Source organism: Hyphomicrobium album, from assembly GCF_009708035.1.
Lineage (GTDB): Bacteria > Pseudomonadota > Alphaproteobacteria > Rhizobiales > Hyphomicrobiaceae > Hyphomicrobium_A > Hyphomicrobium_A album.
Map to the genome: position 1 here is coordinate 336774 of NZ_WMBQ01000002.1, position 19322 is coordinate 356095.

A 19322-nucleotide genomic window follows, 5' to 3' on the forward strand; every position below is an offset into this window, starting at 1 on the left:
GATCACACATGCCGCCGCCGCTCCTCCAGCTCAGCGATATCGCGCTCACCTTCGGCGGCCATCCGCTGCTCGACGGCGTCGAGCTGTCGGTCTCTGCCGGCGAGCGCGTGTGTCTCGTCGGCCGCAACGGCTCCGGCAAGTCGACGCTGCTCAAGATCGCCGCCGGGTTGATCGAGCCCGATCGCGGCGAACGCTTCGTGCAGCCCGGCGCCAGCATCCGCTACCTGCCGCAGGAGCCTGACTTCGCCGGCCACGCGACCACGCTCGCCTACGTTGAAGCTGGGCTTGGCGCGAGCGACGACGCCCACCAGGCGCGCTACATGCTGCAGCAGCTCGGTCTCACCGGCGAGGAAGACCCGGCGCATCTCTCAGGCGGCGAGGCGCGCCGTGCGGCGCTCGCGCGAGTATTGGCGCCGCAGCCTGACATTCTCTTGCTCGACGAGCCGACCAACCACCTCGATCTCACCACCATCGAGTGGCTGGAGTCGACGCTCGCGGCGCAGCGCGGCGCGCTGGTTATTATCAGCCACGACCGCCGCTTCCTCGAGACGCTGTCGCGCGTCACCGTGTGGCTCGACCGCGGACACGCGCGGCGCGTCGACATCGGCTTCAAGGAGTTCGAGGCCTGGCGCGATCAGCAGCTCGCCGAGGAAGAGGTTCAGCAGCACAAGCTCGACCGCAAGATCGTGCGCGAGGAGCACTGGGTCCGCTACGGTGTCACCGCGCGCCGCAAGCGCAACGTGCGGCGCATGGCCGAGCTCGGCGCGCTGCGTCAACAGCGGCGCGAGCATCGGCGCGTCACGGGCAAGGCGGTGATCGAGGCGGCCCAGGGGGAGAAATCCGGCGCGCTGGTCGCCGAGGCGAAGGCGGTGTCGAAGGCCTACGGCGAGCGGCCGATCGTCGACCAATTCTCGACGCGCGTCATGCGCGGCGACCGCATCGGCATCGTCGGGCCGAACGGCTCGGGCAAGACGACGCTCGTCAGCGTGCTCACCGGCGTGCAGCCGCCCGACGGCGGTGAGGTGCGCCTCGGCGCCAACGTCGCGATGGCATCGCTCGAGCAGGACCGCGACAGCCTCGACCCCAATTGGACGCTTGCCGAGGCGCTGACCGGCGGCCGCGGCGACCAGGTGGCGGTCGGCAACGGCCACAAGCACGTCGTCGGCTACATGAAGGACTTCCTTTTCCAACCGGAGCAGGCACGGACGCCGCTGCGCGTGCTGTCGGGCGGCGAGCGCGGGCGCCTGATGCTGGCGCGGGCGCTGGCCAAGCCGTCGAACCTCTTGGTGCTCGACGAGCCGACCAACGATCTCGACCTAGAAACCCTCGACGTGCTCGAGGAGATGTTGAGCGAGTACGCCGGCACGGTCATCCTCATCAGCCACGACCGCGACTTCCTCGATCGCGTCGTGCACGCCGTGATCGTTCCCGAGGGCTCCGGCAAGTGGGCGGAGTACGCCGGCGGCTACAGCGATATGCTGACCCAACGCGGCAGCGATCTATCGGGCAGGCGCACTACCAAGCCGGCCCCAAAGGAGAAGGCGCCTTCGTCCGAGGCGCCTGCAGTGAGTGCCGCCAAGCGCAAGCTGAGTTTCAAGGACAAGCACGCGCTGGAGACGCTGCCGAAGCAGATGGCGACGCTGCATGACGAGGCGAAGAAGCTCAACGCCGCGCTCGCCGATCCGGGACTCTACGGGCGCGACGCTAAGGCATTTGCGGACACCTCCGCGCGCCTCGCAGCGGTGCAGGGGGAGCTTGCCGCCGCCGAGGAGCGGTGGCTCGAGCTCGAAATCCTCCGCGAGGAACTCGACCGCGCCTAGCGGCGCGCGAGCCACTGCAGTGCGCCGCGGCCGGCGAGGGCGCCGGTGGCGAGACACGCCTGCAAGAGATAGCCGCCGGTCGGCGCCTCCCAGTCGAGCATCTCGCCCGCGACGAACGCGCCGGGTCGTGCGTGCAGCATCAAGTGCTCGTCGACCGCGTCCCAGGCGACCCCACCCGCCGTCGAGATGGCGGTCTCGATCGGCGCCGGCGCCATGAGGCGCAGCGGCACCGCCTTGATCAAACCCGCCAGTGCCATGGGATTCATTTGTGCCAGCTGTGCGTGCGCACTTTCGTGCAGCAGTCCGATCTCGACCGGCGATAAGCTCGCAACCTTGCGCAGGAAGGTCGAAAGCGACTGCTTGCCGCGCGGCTTCGCCAGGCGCGCCGCGAGGTCGGCGAGCGACACGTCGGGGCGCAAGTCGACGGAGAGCTCTGCCGGTGCGCCCGCAGCGATGGCATCGCGGAGCGCGCCGGAGAGCGCGTACACGGCGCCGCCCTCGAGGCCGCGCGCGGTGACGAGCGCCTCGCCGCGCACGCTGCGGTCGGCGAACGACAGTGCGATGCGTTTCAGCGGCTGGCCCTGGAAGCGGCGGGCGAACTCTTCCGTCCATTCGACGATGAAGCCGCAATTGGCCGGCACAAGCGGCGCAATCCCGACACCCGCGGCACCAAGGAGCGGTACCCAGTCTCCGGTCGAGCCGAGCCGCGGCCAGCTCGCGCCGCCGAGCGCCAGGATCACGGCATCGGCTGTAATGGCCGTTTCGCCCTCCGGCGTGTCGAACGTAAGCCGCCCCGCGTCATCCCAGCCGAGCCATCGCTGGCGGGTGCGAAAGATGACGCCCGCCTGTGCCAGTCGCCCAAGCCAGGCGCGCAACAGCGGCGAAGCCTTCATGGACTTGGGAAAGACGCGGCCGCTCGAGCCGACGAAGGTTGGCTGGCCGAGCCCTTTGCACCAGGCACGCGCTGCGGCAGGCGGGAAAGTTTCCAGGGCCAAACGTAGGAATTTTTCCCGATCGCCGTAACGTGCCGCGAGCCGGGCGAAGTCCTCGCTGTGGGTGAGGTTGAGGCCGCCGCGTCCGGCCATGAGGAGCTTGCGGGCGAGCGTCGGCATCCGGTCGTAGACGGTAACGTCGGCGCCGCTGGCGGCCAGCACTTCGGCCGCCATCAAGCCCGCGGGGCCGCCACCCACGACGGCGATGCTGCAACTCGGGCCGTCCGTCATCGCGCCGCCGCTCCGCTGTCCCATCGAGCCGCCCCGCCTAGCACCGCCCCGGTAGGGCTGGCAACGGCATCCATTAGCGCTGTCCGTTGGTTATCGATATGGATGGTCACAGCTGCTCTAGGCGGCGGCTGTCACACTGTTATAATGTTCCAATTCGACGCCAGAGGAATTCCCGTTTGTCGCTGCGCGGTCGCCTCCTCGTTTCGATCCTTGCCACGCTGCTGCTGAGCCTAATAGCCGGCGGCGCGTTCACCTATTGGCACGCGGTTGCCAAGATCGAGACAGAGATGAACGCGGCCATCGTCGTCGGCAGCCGCATCGCGCGCAACGCCGTCGACGACTGGGAGGAGGCGACCGACCCGGCACGCCGGCTCGCGCTGCTGATTGCCGACTTCGAGGGTGACCGCCATCTGCGCGCGATGCTCGTCGGCCCCGACGGCAAGGTCGTGCATGCTTCGCGGGTGGCGCAGGCCGAAACCCCGGCGCCGGCTTGGCTCGTGTCGCTGCTGGCGGCGCCCGCCAAGCAGGCGAAGATGGACCTGCCGGCCGTCTTCGATCGCTTCGGCACCGTCGTCCTGCAGACTGACCCACGCAACGAAGTCGCCGAAGTCTGGAGCGACATGTGGCTCACGCTGAGCGTGCTCACCATCTTCTGCGCGCTGGTGCTGGCCTTCATCTACTGGACGCTGGCGACCACCATTCGCCCACTGAACAACTTGACGTCGGCGTTTGCGCGCGTCGGCGGGGGCGACTACCGCGAGCGCCTGACCGAGCGCGGTCCGCGCGAACTCAAGCGCCTGTCGCAAAGCTTCAACCAGATGATCGAGCGCCTGGCGCGCGCGGAGGCGCAGAACAAGCGCCTGCAGCAACAGCTCACCAGTGTGCAGGATGAGGAGCGCGCCGACCTCGCCCGCGACCTGCACGACGAGATCGGGCCATTGCTGTTTGCCGCCGACGTCGATGCCGTGGCGATCGAACAGCTCGCCAAAGCGGGTGAGTACGAGGCGATCCCGCATCGCGTCGGCATCATCCGTGATGCCATCGGCCGCATGCAGAAGCACGTGCGCGACATCCTCGGACGCTTGCGCTCGGCGATGTTGCTCGATGTTGGGCTGGCGCATGCGATTGATAACCTCGTCGCCTTCTGGCGCGCGCACCGGCCCAAGCTCGCCGTGAGCGTGGACGTGCCGGAGGAGAGCTTCGGTGAGGCGATCGACGGCACGATCTACCGCATCGTTCAGGAAAGCCTGAGCAACGCCGTGCGCCACGGTTCGCCCACGGCGATCTCGATCGTGGTCAAGGCGGGGGCCGACGGGTCCATCGACATTCGCGTCACCGACGACGGCGGCGGACTGAAAGCCGGCAACGGTGGCAGCGGCTACGGCATCATTGGCATGCAGGAGCGCGTCGCGACGCTCGGCGGCCGGCTCGATATCTCCAATAACCACGACGGACAAGGGGTCGTCGTCTCCGCCCATCTTCCCGCGCCTGCGCCGTCCGCAGCCGCCCGCACCTACGAAACGCACGAGGCAACGCTGCAATGAAGATTCTGCTGGTCGACGATCACATCGTGGTGCGCGAGGGCGTCCGCCGTCTCTTGTCGGGCATGAGCGGCGCCGAGCTGCACGAGGCATCGACGGGCGAGGAGGCGCTCGCCATGTTCCGCGACATAAAGCCGGAGCTGGTGTTGCTCGACTTGAACCTCACCGGCATCGGCGGCCTCGAGCTGCTCCGTCGCCTCCTGAGCGAGGACGAGAAGGTGCGCGTCGTCGTGTTCTCGATGCATGCCGAGCCGATCTACGCCGCCCGGGCGCTGCGCCTTGGCGCGCGCGGCTATGTGAGCAAGAGCGCCGGCGCCGACGAGCTCGTCACCGCGGTCAAGAAGGTGGCGGAGGGCGGCCGCTACGTGGAGCGCGAGATCGCCGGCGAGCTGGCGTTCACGCAGCTCTCGGCCGAGGACCCACTGCAACAGCTGACCATGCGCGAGATCGAGATCCTGCGACTGCTGGGCGAGGGCAACAGCTTGACCGAGATCGCGCAGACCATCGGTGTCGCCTACAAGACGGTCGCCAACACCTGCTCGATCATCAAGAGCAAGCTCGGCGTCGAGCGCACGGCCGACCTCATCCGCGTGTCGATGGAAATGAAGTAGCGCGCACCGCTTGCACGCTGCGACAATGCGCAATCCTGCCTAGGAAATTTTGGAAACTACGGCCGGGAACTTTGCCCTAGCCGCAGTGCTGCGCGTGCCGCTACCGTTTGGTCGCCGCGCACTTCCGGAAGGTCGACGTCGCCCTCGGGCTCCGCCGCCTTCCGTTTTTTTTGCTCAGACGTCGAGGGTGTTGTCACGCTCCCACTGCGTGAAGTGCGAGGCGTACTGGTTCCACTCGGCATGCTTGAGCTTCAGGTAGGCGGCCGCGAACTCCTCGCCGAGCGTCGCCTTCAGCTCGCCGTCCCTGTCGAAGTTGCGCAAGGCGTCGAGCAGGTTGAGCGGCAGCTTCGGCGCGTCCGTCACCGTATGCCCGAGCTGGTACATATCGATGTCGTAGCGCCGTCCGGGGCTTGCCTTGTGGGCGATGCCCGAAAGGCCGGCGGCGATGATCGCGGCCTGCAAAAGATAGGGGTTGGCGGCGCCGTCCGGTAGGCGCAGCTCAAAGCGGCCTTTGCCCGGCACGCGCACCATGTGCGTGCGGTTGTTGCCGGTCCAGGTGACGGTATTGGGCGACCAGGTCGCACCCGACAGCGTGCGCGGGGCGTTGATCCGCTTGTACGAGTTGACGGTCGGGTTGGTGAGGGCGGCGAGCGCCTCCGCGTGGCGCATGATGCCGCCGAGGAAGTGGTAACCCTGCTGCGACAGGCCCATCTCGTCGGAGTTGTCGAGGAAGGCGTTGGTGGTGCCCGACCTGTCCCACACCGAGATGTGGGCGTGGCAGCCGTTGCCGGTGAGGCCGGGGAAGGGCTTGGGCATGAACGTGGCGCGCAGACCGTGCTTCTCGGCGACCGACTTCACCATGAACTTGAAGAACGAGTGACGGTCGGCGGTGATCAGCGCGTCGTCGAAGTTCCAGTTCATTTCGAACTGGCCGTTGGCGTCCTCGTGGTCGTTCTGGTACGGACCCCAGCCGAGCTCCAGCATGTAGTCGCAGATCTCGCTGATGACGTCGTAGCGGCGCATCAGGGCCTGCTGGTCGTAGCAAGGCTTGGCGGCGTTGTCCTTTTCGTCCGAGATGGCGCTGCCGTCCGGACAGATGAGGAAATATTCGCACTCGACCCCGGTCTTGACGAAGAGGCCCTGATCGGTTGCCTTCCTGAGCACGTTCTTCAGGACGACGCGCGGCGCCTGGGCGACGTGCTTGTCCTCCATGACGCAGTCGGCGGCGACCCAGGCGACTTCTTTCTTCCAGGGCAGCTGGATGAGCGCCGCAGGGTCGGGCATGCCGAAAAGATCAGGGTGTGCCGGCGTCATGTCGAGGTAGGTGGCGAAGCCCGCGAACCCGGCGCCGTCCTTCTGCATGTCGCCGATCGCCTGCGCCGGAACGAGCTTGGCGCGCTGGCCGCCGAACAAGTCCGTGTAGGAGATCATGAAGTAGCGGATGCCGCGCTCTTTCGCGACTTGCGCGAGGTCCTGCGACCCGGAGTGAGCCATGTCCTGTGCCATAGGTTCTTCCCCAACCGTGGTGGTGTTGGCGCGCTTCGTGGGCGATCGAAACTTCGCAAACAGACCCAAAATATTCGCCCCAGATCCTAAAGATTGCCCTGGCCCGGAATCCAGCTCGTACCGGCGAGCGGCACGCGCGCCATCGCGGCGGCCTCGATGGTGAGAGCGCAGAGATCCTCGGGCTCGAGATTGTGCACGTGGTTGTGTCCGCAGGCGCGAGCGATGGTTTGCGCCTCCAGCGTCATAACCTTGAGGTAGTTGGCGAGGCGGCGCCCGGCAAGAACGGGATCGAGCCGCTTCGATAGTTCCGGGTCCTGCGTCGTGATGCCGGCCGGGTCGCGGCCCTCGTGCCAGTCGTCGTAGGCGCCGGCCGTGGTGTTGAGCTTCTGGTACTCGCTCTCGAGCGCCGGATCGTTGTCGCCGAGCGCCACGAGCGCCGCCGAGCCGACCGACACGGCGTCGGCGCCGAGCGCCAGCGCCTTCGCCACGTCGGCGCCATTGCGGATGCCGCCGGAAATGATGAGCTGCACCTTGCGGTGCATGCCGAGATCCTGCAGCGCCTGCACGGCGGGACGGATGCAGGCGAGCGTCGGCTGGCCGACGTGCTCGATGAAGACTTCCTGCGTCGCGGCCGTTCCGCCCTGCATGCCGTCGACGACGACGACGTCGGCGCCGGCCTTTACCGCGAGAGCGACGTCATAGTAGGGCCGCGCGCCGCCGACCTTCACGTAGATCGGCTTCTGCCAATCGGTGATCTCGCGCAGCTCGATGATCTTGATTTCCAGATCGTCGGGGCCGGTCCAGTCCGGATGCCGGCAAGCCGAGCGCTGGTCGATGCCCTTCGGCAGCGTGCGCATCTCGGCGACGCGATCGGAAATCTTCTGGCCGAGCAGCATGCCGCCGCCGCCTGGCTTCGCGCCCTGGCCGACGACGACCTCGATGGCGTCGGCCTTGCGCAGGTCGTCGGGGTTCATGCCGTAGCGCGAGGGCAAGTACTGATAGACCAGCGTCTGCGACTGGCCGCGCTCCTCCGGCGTCATGCCGCCGTCGCCCGTCGTGGTCGACGTGCCGGCGATGGTGGCGCCGCGGCCGAGGGCTTCCTTGGCATTGGCGGACAGCGAGCCGAAGCTCATGCCGGCGACGGTGATGGGGATTTTCAGCTCGATGGGCTTTTTCGCATAGCGCGTGCCGAGCGTCACGGTCGTCGAGCACTTCTCGCGGTAGCCCTCGAGCGGGTAGCGCGACATGGAGGCGCCGAGGAACAGCAAGTCGTCGAAATGCGGGACTTTGCGCTTCGCACCGCCGCCGCGGATGTCGTAGATGCCGGTGCTCGCGGCGCGGCGGATTTCGGAAAGCGTGTAGTCATCGAAGACGGCGGATTTGCGGGGCGTGGTCGGCGGATTGTGGTACGTCATCAGTAGGCGTCCGCGTTGTCGATGTTGAAGTTATAGAGCTTGCGCGAAGAGCCGTAGCGGCGGAAGTCCTTGGGCTTCACGCCATTGAGACCCGAGCGCTGCAGGATGTTGTCGACGAGGTCCAGATGCTCGTCGCGCATTTCCTTCTCGACGCAGTCGGCGCCGAGGCTCTTCACCGAGCCGCGCACGAACAGCCGCGCCTCGTAGATCGAATCGCCGAGCGCGTCGCCCGCATCGCCGAACACGACCAGGTTGCCCGTCTGCGCCATGAACGCCGACATGTGGCCGATGTTGCCTTTGACGACGATGTCGATGCCCTTCATCGAGATGCCGCAACGCGAGGAAGCGTTGCCCTCGACGACGAGCAAGCCACCCCGGCCGGTGGCGCCGGCGTACTGGCTGACGTCGCCTTTGACGACGACTTTGCCCGACATCATGTTCTCGGCGGCGCCGGGACCGGCCGAACCGTGCACGACGATGTTCGCGTGCTTGTTCATGCCGGCGACGTAGTAGCCGACCGGACCCTTGATATCGATGTTGAGCGGTGCATCGACGCCCACGGCGACGGCGTGCCTGCCCTTCGGATTGAGGATTTCCCACTGCGTTTCGTTGGTGCCGGCGCCCTGCTTGTGCAGCAGCTCGTTCAGCTCGCGCAGGGATGTGGTAGCGAGATCGACGGTCGGCATCGGATCAGCGCTCCCAGAAATAGACGGTGGCGGGCTCGGGCTCCCAGACGCGGGCGGCGTCGATGCCGGGCAGTCCGGCGAGCGCCCGGTATTCGGAGCCGAAAGCCACGTACTGATTCGTCTCGGCCATCACTGCCGGCTTGCAGGCGATGGGGTCGCGCAGCACGCCGAAGCCGTTCTTGGTGCCGACCACGAAGGTGAAGAAGCCGTCGAGATCTTCCAGGCTCTTCTGCAGCGCCTCGCCGAGGTTCAGGCCCTGCTTCATGCGCCAGGAGATGTAGGCGGCGGCGACCTCGGTATCGTTCTCGGTCTCGAAGCTCATGCCGTCGTGGATCAGGTCGCGGCGCAGGTTGTGATGGTTCGACAGCGATCCGTTGTGCACCAGGCACTGATCTGGCCCCGTCGAGAACGGATGCGCGCCCATGGTGGTGACGGCGGATTCGGTCGCCATCCGCGTATGGCCGATGGCGTGCGACCCCTGCATCTTCGACAGGTCGAAGCGGCTTGCCACCTGGGTCGGGTAGCCGACCTCCTTGAAAATTTCGATTACGTCGCCCGAGCTCATGATGCGCAGGTGCGGATGGCCGGTGCGCAGCGCCTCGCGCGCGGCGTCCACCTTGCCGGCGGGGACGGACAGCACGCCGTGCGTGGACTTACGCTCCAGGCTGACCTCGGCGCCGATTGCCTTGGAGATCGGGGCGGTGAGGCCGGCGAAATCGCGATCCGGGTCGGGGGACTGCAAGGTGATCTTGGCCCGCCCCTTGGTGGCCGGTCCGTAAACGGCAAAACCCGCCGAATCCGGCCCGCGCTCGCACATCGTGGCGAGCATCGTTGAGGTTAACTGGCCCAGTTTTGGTTCGAGCGAGGCGTCTTTAATGAATAGGCCGACGATGCCGCACATTTTCTCCGGTCCCCAAGTTCTTCTGCCGATCAAAACCTAGCAGGCAGTCTCGAAGAGTTCAACTGGCATGAAGACTATTTTCCTTGGAGGCAACTCGCTGACCGTGTTTCCACTCCTCGTAGCGGATGCGGGCGATGCGGTAGGCGTCCGGAATCGACACCGCCCAGACGAACAGGCCGAAGGCCGAGCGGCCGATGAACGAGATGTCCGGCGTCGTCGCGTGCCAGCAGAGGAGTGCCAGGAGAAGCGAGAAAAACGCAAAGCCCAAGCCGCGCTGGGGCGCTCCGGCGGCGACGTGCCCGGCGCCCGGAGCGAGGATGGCAAGGGCGAGGACGATGTAGGGGTTGAGAGGCTGTTTGCCGCTCATGCCGCGCACGCGCGCCCGTAGGCGTCCGTCACCGAACGGATGGCTTCGAGCTGTTCGAGCACGGCGGTGAGATCCTGGCGCGTGGCACTCGTGTTCTCGAACACCGATTGACGCAACAGCAGGTGATCGCCGCGCTTGCCTTCGCCGGCCTGGCGCAGGATGCGCACGCCGCGCGGCGTGACGGCGATCTCCTTGACGTGCGGATCGGCGAGGATCGCGCGCAGCGTGTCGGCGAGCTCGGCGAGCAGCGCCTCGGCGCCGTCATCGCCGCGGATCAGCACTTCGGCGGGGAAGCCGGCCGGCGCCGCCAGTCGCTGGTCGAAGGTCGAAGTGAGCGAATAGAACTCGCTGCCCATTCCGGAGGGGCGAACGAGGATAGCGAAGCCCGGCCTGCCGGGATTGGCCGCGAGCAGAGTGGCCCGCATCCACAGTTGCGGCAGGCGGCGGATGGTCATCGTATCGCAGAGAAGATCGACGCGAGTTTCGCGCCCGCGATAGAGGCCGGCAAGGCGCGGAAAGTGGTCGGCAGCGTGGGAAAGCTCGCAGCGGTCGAGGGCGCCGGCGCAGTCGTCAAGAATGGCGCGGCGGGCGGCGCGGGCGGCGCGGGCATCGCGCATGCCGACGAAGGTCAGCGCGGCAACGCTTCCGGCGGCGAGAAGAAGAGAGACGGACATCTCGTGATCGCTCCGCGCGACTTTGAATTCGGGGCTCTAAAGCGATGGTGGCGATCCCCGCAGAGCCTAGCCGGGGATCGCCGGGGAGGTGCCGCGGACCGTGGGAGTCCGCGGCACGACACTAGTAGCCGACGGGACGTGGCCAGGGCATCGTGAACTGATCGCCGCGCCGCACGTATTTGTAGCGGTGGAAGGCGAACCACGCCGAGGCGGCGATGTAGAACACCATCATCGCCACGAGCTGCGTGCCGTAGCCCAGGAACACCGCGAAGTAGGTGACCGAGCAGATCAGTAGGAGCACGATCGCCGGCAGCGGGTGGAACGGATGCACGTAGCCGCGGCGGATCGAGTTGAGCGGCCACTTCTTGCGGAACATCACCATGTTGAAGGGCATGAAGGTGTATCCGAGAAGTCCCGACAGGATCGAGAACGTGATCACCTGGTCGAGCGGCACGCCGAGCGCGAAGATAAGCGCCACGGGCACCAGGAAGACGATCGACCTGTAGGGCGTGCGATAGACCGGATGCACGGCGCCGAACCACACCGGCAGATACCGGTCGCGGCCCATCGAGAACCAGGCGCGCGAGGCATCGTTGATGCAGCCGTTGGCCGAGGCCAGCGTCGAGAAGATGGTGCCGACGAAGAGGAACACCATCAGCCACAACGAGCCGGTCAGTCGCGCCGCGTCGAACAGCGGCGTGATCGCCTGGCCGAGGTACTCCCAGGGCATCAAACCGACGCAGATGTACCAGGTCATGGTCGCCGCCACGAGGAGGGTGATCATGCCGGTCATCGTGCCGAGCGGCAGGGCGCGCGCCGGAGAGCGGACTTCTTCCGCCGCCTGCGTCGTGCCTTCGATGCCGAGGTAGAACCAGAGACCAAAGTGCAGCGCGGCGATGACGCCGAGCCAGCCGTACGGCAAGCCGGTAAGCAGCTCCGCCGGCTTCAGAACGTCATCGGTCCACGGGCGAACGGCCGCGAACAGCACCACGATCGCCAAGCAGGCGATGGCGGTGATGATGAGGCTGAACGTAAGCGTCGCGAACACGCCGCGATAATTCAGCCAAGCCAGCGCCACGATAGTGAGCACGATGAATGGTTTGTCGTGCACACCCTCGAAACCCGCCATGCCGCCCACCGCCTGCACCAGATAGCCGGCGGTAATAGCGTTGCCGGCCTCCAGCATCGTGTAGGCGAGCACCAGGAAGAGACCGACGTTGAAGGCCATGAGCGGCCCCACGATGTGCTTGGCCTGCGCGTACTGACCGCCGGCGGCTGCGACCGTCGAGGTCACCTCCGAGTCGATCATGGCGACGCAGGTGTAGAGCAGGCCCGCTACCCAGCAGGCGATGAGGGCGGCGAGTGCGCCGCCTTTGCCGACGGCGAAGTTCCAGCCCATGTATTCGCCGACGAGCACGATGCCGACGCCCAAGGCCCAGACGTGGCCGGGGCCGAGAACGCGCAACAGCGAGACTTTCTCGCCGTGGATTGCCGTTGACTGGGTCACCGGTGCCCCCCTTGGTGCGTAGGATCGATGACCAGCACGTCCTCGATTTCACCTTCCTTCGAGGAGAGCAATGTCTGCTCGGAGTACTTGATGTTGGTCTTGATCATGTCGAAGAGCATCCACAGACCGATAACGGCGGAGATGCCCCAGGCTGCGTATTCCAGCAGCTGGAAGTTATTCAAGTTTTCCATTGATGCTCTCCGTTACCGGTCGAACCGCTCGGAGATGACGTCTTTGTACTCCTTCGCCGACAAGCGAAAGACGAATACAAAGTAGACGATCACCACGAGCGCAGTCAGAGCGAGTGCCGGCACGCTGAAGGAGTAGTCGAACCGGGAGGCGATGAGGTCGTGGGCCGTCTCGGCCGTATAGCCGAGCTTCTCCCATTGGGCTTGCATCGTTGCGTTCTGCCCCATGCCCGCCCACGTCTTGTCGGCGAACTCGATCGCCGTCTTGCCGCCGCCGGCGAGGCCGAAGTAGACCGGCGCAAAGAGGCTGGCGACGACGAGGGCGAGGAGGAACAAGGAGTCTATGAGCTGCCCGAATTTGGATTGCTCGGGCGGTTGGTATTTTGGATTGGCCATTTGTCCCTCCCTCAAGCCGTGCCGCGCAGGACGTCGAGGTAGTGGAGGTCGAGGCCGTAGATGTGCTCCTTGTCACCGGCGTAGTGACGGATCATCGCGAAGATGGACGCGGTGTTGAAGAGCAGCACGATGGCGCCCGATATAGCGAGGGCGTACATCACCTCAGGCGTGCCGACGAGCGGCAGAACTTTCCAGAAGACGAATCCGTATGTCGCCCAGAGCGCGGCGACGGCAAAAACCGCCCATCGCACGTCTCCCGCGTACATCGATTGCACGCGCGCTTCATTAGTGCTCTTTTGCATTGAGCTCCCCTTGGCTGCCTTGTCATTCCACCCGAGTGAAGTTGCCTTAGAGGCAACCTATTTTTATATGCGGAAAATTCTGCGACGGGTTGACGCAAGTTGTCAAGCCACGTAATCCCTGTTTTTCCGAGGCATTCGGGAGTCAAGACCATTATTTGCGCAGGATGGTGACCTACTGAGCACTTGAACATGCGGAAATTTTCTTGCACTCTGGGAACGCATTTCGAGACCGCCAGGCAGGACGAAACAGCCGATGCCCTTTGCGCTTTTGAAGTACGGGCTGGCCAAAGAGCACCCTGAAGATCCGCATTTCCGCTGGGCTCCGGAGCTCAAGTCCACCTATGACGTCGTCGTCATCGGCGCGGGCGGCCACGGCCTCGCCATCGCCTACTACCTCGCGGCTCGGCACGGCATCACCAACGTCTGCGTGCTCGACAAGGGCTGGCTCGCCGGCGGCAACACGGCGCGCAACACGACGATCATCCGCGCCAACTACCTGACGCCCGAAGGCGTCAAGTTCTACAAAGAGTCGGTCGACCTCTGGCGCGGCCTGTCGAACCAGCTCGACATCAACATGATGTACTCCGAGCGCGGGCACTTCACGCTCGCGCACACGGACGCCGCGATGCGCACCGCCCGTTGGCGCGCGGAGGTCAACAAGCACCTCGGCGTAAAGTCGGAGGTGATCGACGCCGACGAGGTCAAGCGTCTCTGCCCGACGATTAACATCTCCGACGACGTGCGCTACCCGGTCCTCGGCGCGCTCTATCATCCGCCGGGCGCCATCGCGCGCCACGACGCGGTGGCCTGGGGCTACGCCAAGGAGGCGATCAAGCGCGGCGTCGAGGTGCACACGCAGACGGGCGTCAACAAGATCCTCATCGAGAACGGCCGGGCCGTCGGCGTCGAGACCAATCGCGGCACCATCCGCGCCGGCAAGATCGTACAGGCGGTGGCGGGGTCGTCGAGCGAGGTGGCGCGGATGGCGGGATTCCTCCTCCCCATCCGCACCATACCGCTGCAGGCCTGCGTGTCGGAGCCGGTGAAGCCGATCCTCGACCAGATCATCGTGTCGGGCTCGCTGCACGTCTACATCTCGCAGTCGGCACGCGGCGAGATGGTGATGGGCGGCGCCACCGATCCCTACGGCCTCTATTCGACGCGCTCGACGCTCGACTTCAAAGAGAGCTTGATGGCGCACATGCTCGAGCTGTTCCCGTTCATGGGCGAGCTCAAAGTGCTGCGCCAGTGGGCTGGCATGGCCGACATGACGCCGGACTTCTCGCCGGTGATGGGGCTCACGCCGGTCCAGAACTACTACATCGACGCGGGCTGGGGCACGTGGGGCTTCAAGGCAACGCCGGTGTGCGGGGCGCGCATGGCCGAGTGCATTGTCGATGACCGGCAGCCGGAGCTGCTCAAGCCGTTCGCGCTCGACCGCTTCCGCACGTTCGATCTCGTCGGTGAAAAGGGCGCGGCGTCGGTGGGGCACTGAGAGACGTATCGGGACAAACAACGCCAATGAAGATTCTGACGTGCCCGGTCAACGGGCCGCGCAACATCACGGAATTCGTTTGGGGCGGCGAGGTCAAGGCGATGCCGGACGCGGCGGCGAGCGACGACGCGTGGACCGGGTATCTGTTCCTCGAGACCAATCTCGCCGGCGAGATCGACGAATGGTGGCTGCACGCGCCGACCAACACGTGGTTCATCGCCCGCCGCAACACCGTCACCGACACGGTTCTAGAGACAATGACGGTCGACGCTTACTTCGCGCGTCGTAGCGGGAGCGCGACATGAGCGCAGGCGCCGGACGGCTCGAAGGGTCCGACTACGGGCTGCTGATCGATCGCAAGCGGCCGCTGTCGTTCAGCTTCGATGGCAGGCTGCACAGCGGCTTTGACGGCGACGTCATCGCCTCGGCGCTCTATGCGCAGGGTCGCGTGCTGCTGTCGCGCTCGTTCAAGTATCACCGGCCGCGTGGCGTGCTCACCATGTCGGGGCACGACGCCAACACCATCGTGCAGGTGGGCGGCGAGCCGAACGCACGCGCCGATCAGCACGCTCTCGCCGAAGGCATGGCGGTCGAGTCTGTCAATCGGCTCGGTCCGCTCGACCACGACCTTTTCGCCGGCATGGGCCTCTTCAGCCGCTTTCTGCCGGTCGGCTTCTACTACAAGACCTTCTACTGGCCGCGCGGCGTGTGGCAGCACCTGTTCGAGCGGCCGATCCGCATTATGGCCGGCCTCGGCAAGCTGAAGCCCGAGGCTCCGCACAAGTACTACGACAAGGCCTATCTGTTCGCCGACGTGCTCGTCATCGGCGGCGGTCCGGCCGGTCTCGAAGCGGCAATCGCCGCGGCGGAAGCCGGCGCCGATACGCTATTGGTCGAGGAGTTGCCGCAGCTCGGCGGCTCGCTGCTCTATGGGCGCAGTGGCGGTGACCGCGCCTCCGTCGTCGCGCGCCGCGATGCGCTCATCCAGCGCGCCCGCGCGCTCCGCAATCTGCGGATCATGACCGGCACGACGGTGACCGGCATGTTCACCGACAACTGGACGTCGGCCGCCTCCGGCAGCCGCTTCTTCAAGATCCGCAGCAAGCAGACCGTCGTCGCCACCGGCACCTTCGATCAGCCGCTCGTCTTTGCCAACAACGATCGCCCCGGCATCATGTTCGCGGGCGCGGCGCAGCGCCTGTTGCGCCTTTATGCAGTGAAGCCCGGGCAGCGGGCGGTGATCGTCACCGCTAACCGGTTCGGCTACGAGGCGGCACTCGACCTGCTCGATGCGGGCGTTGCCGTCGCTGCCGTCGTCGATCTGAACCCCGCGGTCGATTCCACCGTCGCGGAGGAGGTGAAAGCACGGGGCGTGCGCATCATCTCTGGCGCCACGCTGGCCGACAGCCGCGGTCGCAAGCGCGTGCGGTCGGTGGCCGTCGCGCGCATCACCGGCAACGGCACGAGCGCGGCGGACCGCGAATGGGTCGACTGCGATGTCGTGCTGATGAGCGTAGGCTTCGCGCCGTCGCTCAATCTCGCCAGCCACGCCGGCGCCAAGGTGATCTTCGATCCGGCGATCAATCTGCATCGCGCCGTCGACCTGCCGGCCGGCATCTCGGTCGTCGGCGCGGCCGCCGGCGTGTGGTCGCAGGCAGCGGTGATCGGCGACAGCCGCCACGCCGGCGCCATCGCCGCGGCCGAGGCCGGATATGGCTCATCGCCGCCGCGACCCCAGCCGACCGCCGATCCCTATGCCGCCCACGTCAGCCATCCCTATCCGGTGTTCGCCCAGAAGCGGGGCCTCGACTTCATCGACTTCGACGAGGACCTGAAGGCGAAGGACATCGTCAACACAATCAAGGACGGCTACGACGACATCCAGCTCGTCAAGCGCTACTCGACCGCAGGGTTCGGTCCGAGCCAGGGGCGCCACGCCAACCTCAACACGATCCGCGTCGTCGCCAAGGAAACCGGCAAGTCGATCGAGTCCATCGGCACGACGACGTTCCGTCCGCCGCTGGTGCCGGAGAAGTTCGCCGCGCTTGCCGGACGCGGGTTCGAGCCGGTGCGTTTCACCGCCATGCATCACCGCCACCTCGAAGCCGGCGCGCAGATGATGCCCGCCGGCCTGTGGATGCGCCCCGCCTACTACGGCGCCAAGGGCGACGCGCAGCGCGCGATCGAGCGTGAGGTGCGTGCCGTGCGCGAGGGCGTCGGCATGATCGACGTGTCGACGCTCGGCGGCCTGGAGGTGCGCGGTCCCGACGCCGCGGCCTTCATCGACCGCATGTACACGTGGGCCTACGAGAAACAGCAGATCGGCCGCGCCCGCTACGCGTTGATGACCGATCAGACCGGCGTCGTCATCGACGACGGCGTCGCCGCGCGCCTGCACGAGCGCCACTACTACGTCACGGCGACGACCAGCGCCGTCGATCAGGTCTACCGGCAGATGACCTGGTTCAACGTGCAATGGAAGATGGACGTCGACGTCGCCAACGTCACGGCGGCCTACTCCGGCATCAACCTCGCCGGTCCGAAGTCGCGCGAGGTCATCCAGAAGCTCGCCAGCGACATCGACTTCTCGGCCGAAGCATTCCCCTACATGGCAGCGCGGGTAGGTAAGCTCGCCGGCATTCCCGTGCGCATCCTGCGCGTCGGTTTTGTCGGCGAGCTGGGCTACGAGATCCACGTCCCGTCTTCTATGGGCGAAGCGCTGTGGGACCGTCTGATGGAGGCGGGCAAGCCGTTCGGCATCGTGCCGTTCGGCGTCGAGGCGCAGCGCATCCTACGGCTCGAGAAGGGGCACATCATTGTCGGGCAGGATACCGACGGCCTCACCCATCCGGCGGAGGCCAACATGGAGTGGGCGCTCGCCAAGAAGAAGCCGTTCTACGTGGGCAAACGCGCCGTCGACATGCAGATGACGAAGGGCGTGACGCGGCGGCTCGTCGGGTTCGCGCTCGTCGATAGGAATGCGCCGTCGCCGAAGGAGTGCCACCTCGTCATCCGCGACGGCGACATCGTCGGCCGGGTCACCTCCGTTGCCCGCTCGCCCACGCTCGGAAAGGTCGTCGGCCTCGCCTACCTGCCGCCCGATCTCGCGGAGCCCGGCAAGCGCTTCGCGATCCGCGTCGACGGCGGCCGCATGGTCACCGCCGAGACGGTGCCGGTGCCCTTCTACGATCCCGAAAACAAGCGCCAGGAAATGTGACGAGGAACTGCGAGCATGATCGATCCCGTCGCCCTTCCGCGCCGTTCACCGCTGCGCCGCAAGCTGCAAGCTGCCGGCGCCGGATGGCGTAAGCTGGATGATATCGCCGTTGCCGACACCGTCGACGAAGGGACCGCCGGCGGGATCGTCATTGCCGACCTGACACCGTTTCCGCGCCTCGGGTTCAAAGGGCGGGGCACCGTTCCTGCCATGCAGGCGCGCGGCATTGCCATCGAGGCCACGGCCAACCGCGCCTTCCGCCAGCCGGATGGAGGGCTGTGCCTAGTCCTTGCCCCCGGCGAGGTCATCCTGCTTTCCAACCTCAACGGCGACGGCGAGCGGCTTGCACAACTCGAAGCCAATTGGCGGATCGAGGACGAGGAGCGTACCTATCCGCTGTCGCGCCGCGACAGCCACGCCTGGCTAGCGGTGGCCGGCGAGGCCCTGCCGGAGATGTTCGCCAAGCTTTGCGCCATCGACCTGCGGCGCGATAAGTTCGCCGATCTTGCCATCGCGCAAACCTCGATCGCCAAAATGTCGGCCATCCTCACCCGGGCCGACATGGGGACCACCCCCGTTTTCCACTTGCTTGTGGACAGTGCCGCCGCCTTATACTTCTGCGATTGTCTCCTCGATGCCGCCGACGAATTTGGTGGGCGCATCGTCGGGTTAAAGGCATTGCAGAAGCTCGCAGGCGGATGAAAAAGACCAAAACACGAGAAAGAGCGCCGGCCAAAGCCCGGATTACCGATAGCCCCCTCGACGCGTTGAGCGAGCCGGTCCGCGGCGCCGACGCGAACGCCAAGCCCGGGCGGGTATCCCGGCACGTCGCGACGCGGAAGGCGTTGCTTGCCGGCGAGCAGGACCCCCACGCCCTGCAAGGCGCGCGTGACAACATGCTCGAGGTCGCCATAGGCCGCGAGGTGCGGGCGTTCCGCAGCAAACTCGGCATCACGGCATCCGACCTCGCGCGCGCCGCCGACCTGTCGCTCGGCATGCTTTCCAAGATCGAGAACGGCGTGACCTCGGCGTCGCTGACAACGCTGCAGCGCCTGTCAAAAGCGCTTGGCGTTCCGGTAACATCGCTGTTCAGGCGTTTCGAGGAACGGCGCGACGCCGTCTTCGTCTCGGCCGGGCAGGGGCTTCTGATCGAACGTCGCGGCACGCGCGCCGGACACCAGTATCAGCTGCTGGGGCACACGGGCGGCTTGTCGGGCAGCGTCGTCGTCGAGCCCTACCTCATTACCCTCACGGAAGAATCGGAGGTATTCCCGCTCTTCCAGCACGGCGGCCACGAGCTGATCTTCATCATCGAGGGCGAGGTCGTGTACCGCCACGCCGACAAGCTCTACCCCATGAAGGCCGGCGACAGCCTGTTCTTCGACGCCGATGCGCCGCATGGGCCGGAGGAGTTGGTGAAGCTTCCCATCCGCTTCCTGTCGGTGATCAGCTACTCCCGCGAATTGCCGTAGC

Annotated in this window: 19 protein-coding genes; 8 read left to right on the plus strand and 11 right to left on the minus strand. The window is 66.2% G+C overall.

From position 1 onward, the window contains the following. Nucleotides 1–8: 8 nt before the first annotated feature. Nucleotides 9–1820, plus strand: a complete 1812-nt coding sequence (locus GIW81_RS13760; protein ID WP_154739951.1) for an ABC-F family ATP-binding cassette domain-containing protein — start codon at nt 9–11, stop codon at nt 1818–1820. Here GIW81_RS13760 and GIW81_RS13765 read toward each other — a convergent pair. Further along, nucleotides 1817–3043, minus strand: coding sequence for a BaiN/RdsA family NAD(P)/FAD-dependent oxidoreductase (locus GIW81_RS13765; protein WP_154740763.1), 1227 nt, complete (start codon nt 3041–3043; stop codon nt 1817–1819). The genes GIW81_RS13760 and GIW81_RS13765 overlap by 4 nt on opposite strands. Before the next feature lie 176 nt (nt 3044–3219). Between GIW81_RS13765 and GIW81_RS13770 the strand changes: the two genes are divergently transcribed. Both GIW81_RS13770 and GIW81_RS13775 read left to right on the plus strand, forming a co-directional pair. Then, the gene (locus GIW81_RS13770) at nt 3220–4587 is read left to right on the plus strand and encodes a sensor histidine kinase (protein WP_195930573.1); all 1368 of its coding nucleotides are present in this window, start codon (nt 3220–3222) and stop codon (nt 4585–4587) included. Next, the gene (locus tag GIW81_RS13775) at nt 4584–5195 is read left to right on the plus strand and encodes a response regulator (protein ID WP_154739953.1); all 612 of its coding nucleotides are present in this window, start codon (nt 4584–4586) and stop codon (nt 5193–5195) included. The genes GIW81_RS13770 and GIW81_RS13775 overlap by 4 nt, the downstream gene beginning before the upstream one ends. Nucleotides 5196–5369: 174 nt before the next feature. Here the strand turns inward: GIW81_RS13775 and glnT are convergent, their stop codons facing one another. The 10 genes from glnT to GIW81_RS13825 all read right to left on the minus strand — a co-directional run bounded on the left by glnT (nt 5370) and on the right by GIW81_RS13825 (nt 13137). Next, a complete protein-coding gene (glnT, locus tag GIW81_RS13780; RefSeq protein ID WP_229309301.1) occupies nt 5370–6701 on the minus strand; it encodes a type III glutamate--ammonia ligase in 1332 nt (443 codons plus the stop codon). 86 nt (nt 6702–6787) lie between these two features. Then, entirely contained in the window at nt 6788–8116 is a 1329-nt protein-coding gene (locus GIW81_RS13785) for an FMN-binding glutamate synthase family protein (RefSeq protein ID WP_154739954.1), read from the minus strand. Beyond that, nucleotides 8116–8802 carry a protein GlxC gene (locus GIW81_RS13790; RefSeq protein WP_154739955.1) on the minus strand — a complete coding sequence of 229 codons (687 nt, stop codon included), beginning with the start codon at nt 8800–8802 and terminating at the stop codon, nt 8116–8118. Before GIW81_RS13790 ends, GIW81_RS13785 begins: the two co-directional genes overlap by 1 nt. Nucleotides 8803–8806: 4 nt before the next feature. Next, a complete protein-coding gene (locus tag GIW81_RS13795; protein ID WP_154739956.1) occupies nt 8807–9703 on the minus strand; it encodes a class II glutamine amidotransferase in 897 nt (298 codons plus the stop codon). Between the two features lie 58 nt (nt 9704–9761). After that, a complete protein-coding gene (locus GIW81_RS13800) occupies nt 9762–10070 on the minus strand; it encodes a hypothetical protein (protein ID WP_154739957.1) in 309 nt (102 codons plus the stop codon). Further along, nucleotides 10067–10744: a hypothetical protein gene (locus tag GIW81_RS13805; RefSeq protein WP_154739958.1), complete on the minus strand. Its 678-nt coding sequence runs from the start codon at nt 10742–10744 to the stop codon at nt 10067–10069. Before GIW81_RS13805 ends, GIW81_RS13800 begins: the two co-directional genes overlap by 4 nt. 121 nt (nt 10745–10865) lie before the next feature. Further along, nucleotides 10866–12251: an APC family permease gene (locus GIW81_RS13810; RefSeq protein WP_324615036.1), complete on the minus strand. Its 1386-nt coding sequence runs from the start codon at nt 12249–12251 to the stop codon at nt 10866–10868. After that, the gene (locus GIW81_RS13815; RefSeq protein WP_195930575.1) at nt 12248–12442 is read right to left on the minus strand and encodes a hypothetical protein; all 195 of its coding nucleotides are present in this window, start codon (nt 12440–12442) and stop codon (nt 12248–12250) included. Before GIW81_RS13815 ends, GIW81_RS13810 begins: the two co-directional genes overlap by 4 nt. Nucleotides 12443–12454: 12 nt before the next feature. After that, a complete protein-coding gene (locus GIW81_RS13820) occupies nt 12455–12835 on the minus strand; it encodes a hypothetical protein (RefSeq protein WP_154739959.1) in 381 nt (126 codons plus the stop codon). Nucleotides 12836–12846: 11 nt separating this feature from the next. Next, complete coding sequence (locus GIW81_RS13825) at nt 12847–13137, minus strand: hypothetical protein (protein WP_229309303.1); 291 nt, start codon at nt 13135–13137, stop codon at nt 12847–12849. 253 nt (nt 13138–13390) lie between these two features. Here GIW81_RS13825 and GIW81_RS13830 point away from each other — a divergent pair, with 253 nt between their 5' ends. Genes GIW81_RS13830 through GIW81_RS13850 form a run of 5 tightly spaced genes read left to right on the plus strand, consistent with a single transcriptional unit; the run spans nt 13391 to nt 19321 of the window. Beyond that, nucleotides 13391–14632, plus strand: coding sequence for an FAD-dependent oxidoreductase (locus tag GIW81_RS13830; RefSeq protein WP_154739960.1), 1242 nt, complete (start codon nt 13391–13393; stop codon nt 14630–14632). Between the two features lie 26 nt (nt 14633–14658). Further along, nucleotides 14659–14937 carry a sarcosine oxidase subunit delta gene (locus tag GIW81_RS13835; protein ID WP_154739961.1) on the plus strand — a complete coding sequence of 93 codons (279 nt, stop codon included), beginning with the start codon at nt 14659–14661 and terminating at the stop codon, nt 14935–14937. Continuing rightward, nucleotides 14934–17849, plus strand: coding sequence for a glycine cleavage T C-terminal barrel domain-containing protein (locus GIW81_RS13840; protein WP_154739962.1), 2916 nt, complete (start codon nt 14934–14936; stop codon nt 17847–17849). The genes GIW81_RS13835 and GIW81_RS13840 overlap by 4 nt, the downstream gene beginning before the upstream one ends. Before the next feature lie 15 nt (nt 17850–17864). Beyond that, entirely contained in the window at nt 17865–18551 is a 687-nt protein-coding gene (locus GIW81_RS13845; RefSeq protein WP_154739963.1) for an aminomethyltransferase family protein, read from the plus strand. Then, nucleotides 18548–19321 carry a helix-turn-helix domain-containing protein gene (locus tag GIW81_RS13850; RefSeq protein ID WP_229309304.1) on the plus strand — a complete coding sequence of 258 codons (774 nt, stop codon included), beginning with the start codon at nt 18548–18550 and terminating at the stop codon, nt 19319–19321. Before GIW81_RS13845 ends, GIW81_RS13850 begins: the two co-directional genes overlap by 4 nt. The last annotated feature ends 1 nt before the right edge of the window (nt 19322 follow it).

Excerpts from the sequence above, each read along its gene's own strand:
- GIW81_RS13760 (WP_154739951.1), top strand. The coding sequence starts at position 9 with ATGCCGCCGCCGCTCCTCCAGCTCAGCGATATCGCGCTCACCTTCGGC.
- GIW81_RS13765 (WP_154740763.1), bottom strand. The coding sequence starts at position 3,043 with ATGACGGACGGCCCGAGTTGCAGCATCGCCGTCGTGGGTGGCGGCCCC.
- GIW81_RS13775 (WP_154739953.1), top strand. The coding sequence starts at position 4,584 with ATGAAGATTCTGCTGGTCGACGATCACATCGTGGTGCGCGAGGGCGTC.
- glnT (WP_229309301.1), bottom strand. The coding sequence starts at position 6,701 with ATGGCACAGGACATGGCTCACTCCGGGTCGCAGGACCTCGCGCAAGTC.
- GIW81_RS13785 (WP_154739954.1), bottom strand. The coding sequence starts at position 8,116 with ATGACGTACCACAATCCGCCGACCACGCCCCGCAAATCCGCCGTCTTC.
- GIW81_RS13790 (WP_154739955.1), bottom strand. The coding sequence starts at position 8,802 with ATGCCGACCGTCGATCTCGCTACCACATCCCTGCGCGAGCTGAACGAG.
- GIW81_RS13795 (WP_154739956.1), bottom strand. The coding sequence starts at position 9,703 with ATGTGCGGCATCGTCGGCCTATTCATTAAAGACGCCTCGCTCGAACCA.
- GIW81_RS13800 (WP_154739957.1), bottom strand. The coding sequence starts at position 10,070 with ATGAGCGGCAAACAGCCTCTCAACCCCTACATCGTCCTCGCCCTTGCC.
- GIW81_RS13805 (WP_154739958.1), bottom strand. The coding sequence starts at position 10,744 with ATGTCCGTCTCTCTTCTTCTCGCCGCCGGAAGCGTTGCCGCGCTGACC.
- GIW81_RS13815 (WP_195930575.1), bottom strand. The coding sequence starts at position 12,442 with ATGGAAAACTTGAATAACTTCCAGCTGCTGGAATACGCAGCCTGGGGC.
- GIW81_RS13820 (WP_154739959.1), bottom strand. The coding sequence starts at position 12,835 with ATGGCCAATCCAAAATACCAACCGCCCGAGCAATCCAAATTCGGGCAG.
- GIW81_RS13825 (WP_229309303.1), bottom strand. The coding sequence starts at position 13,137 with ATGCAAAAGAGCACTAATGAAGCGCGCGTGCAATCGATGTACGCGGGA.
- GIW81_RS13830 (WP_154739960.1), top strand. The coding sequence starts at position 13,391 with ATGCCCTTTGCGCTTTTGAAGTACGGGCTGGCCAAAGAGCACCCTGAA.
- GIW81_RS13835 (WP_154739961.1), top strand. The coding sequence starts at position 14,659 with ATGAAGATTCTGACGTGCCCGGTCAACGGGCCGCGCAACATCACGGAA.
- GIW81_RS13840 (WP_154739962.1), top strand. The coding sequence starts at position 14,934 with ATGAGCGCAGGCGCCGGACGGCTCGAAGGGTCCGACTACGGGCTGCTG.
- GIW81_RS13845 (WP_154739963.1), top strand. The coding sequence starts at position 17,865 with ATGATCGATCCCGTCGCCCTTCCGCGCCGTTCACCGCTGCGCCGCAAG.
- GIW81_RS13850 (WP_229309304.1), top strand. The coding sequence starts at position 18,548 with ATGAAAAAGACCAAAACACGAGAAAGAGCGCCGGCCAAAGCCCGGATT.